At 70.8% G+C, this 1,118-nt stretch carries 1 protein-coding gene and 1 pseudogene; both read right to left on the bottom strand.

Annotated elements, in window-relative coordinates:
* The coding region (locus tag PZ895_RS11375) for a BatA domain-containing protein (RefSeq protein ID WP_275839111.1) at nucleotides 1-820 on the bottom strand (820 nt) is incomplete at its 3' end.
* Nucleotides 820-1,118, bottom strand: a pseudogene (locus PZ895_RS11370) (DUF58 domain-containing protein); the annotation flags it as partial. The gene PZ895_RS11375 and the pseudogene PZ895_RS11370, both read right to left, overlap by 1 nt.

The raw sequence follows: 1,118 nt of genomic DNA, 5'->3' as shown, positions 1-1,118 counted from the left end.
CGCCGGCGCCGAAGGAAAGCTGCGCCTCCGCGATCCGCCGGCCGCGATCGTCCAGCGCCGCCACCATCGCCTGGCGCGGGCCCACCTCGCTCGTCGGCCGCACGGCCTCGACCACGAAGGCGTCGGGTTCGTTGGCGGTCGCCGTCAGGCCGATCTCGGTCACGCCCTGCGGGCTCGCCCAGATCAGTTCGCCGGCATCGGCGAGAAGCGCGTCGAACGCCGCCTCGTCGGCCTCGCTCGCCAGCCCGTCCGACAGCACGGCGACGGAGGCGTTCGGCATGTCGGTCATCGCCTGCGCGACGCGCGCGAAGGCCGCCGCGCGGTCGACCGGCACCGGCTGCGCCTCGGCCGCGTTGAGCCGTTCACGGGCGGCCTGCGCATCGAACGGGCCGATCTCGGCATTGGGCGCATCGACGGTGAAGGCGAGCAGGACTGGCGCATTTTCGGCTTCCGCATCGGCGATCAGCCTTTCGGCGGTCGCCACGCGCATCGCCCAGTCGGGCGCGGCGGCCCAACCATTGTCGATGACGATCGCGACCGCATTGCCGCCGGTCGAGACCCGTTCGCGCGGATTGAACACCGGCTCGGCCAGCGCAAGGATGATCAGCGCCGCCATTGCCAGGCGCAGCAGCGTCAGCCACCAGGGGCTCTGATGCGGCGTTTCCTCCTTGCGCAGCACGCGGGCGAGGATCTTCAGCGGCGGAAAGGCTTCCGCCTGCGGCTTCGGCGGCGTCAGGCGCAGGAGCCACCAGATCACCGGCAGGGCCAGAAGCCCGGCCAGCACCGCCGGCAGTCCGAAGGAGAGCGGCAGGAAACCCATCAGCGGCTCCCCTGGCTCATTGCCAGATGAACGCGCACCAGCGCTTCGGAGGCCAGCCTGTCGGTGTGGTTGACGGTGTAGCTCCAGCCGAGCTTCCGCGCCCAACGCGACAATTCATCGCGCCGCGCATTGTAGAGGGTGCGGTAGTCGTCGCGCAGCGTCTCGGCGCGGCCGGCGGTCAGCTTGGCGCCCGTCTCGGGGTCCTGGAATTCGGTACGGCCGGCATAGGGAAATTCTTCCTCCGCCGGATCGGCGATCTCGATCAGATGGGCGCGCACGCCGCGCGTCGCCAGCGTGT

This window comes from Mesorhizobium sp. YIM 152430, assembly GCF_029210365.1.
GTDB lineage: Bacteria > Pseudomonadota > Alphaproteobacteria > Rhizobiales > Rhizobiaceae > Aliihoeflea.
Note: the sequence above shows the minus strand (reverse complement) of the source record. Positions and strands in the feature narration are given on the sequence as shown.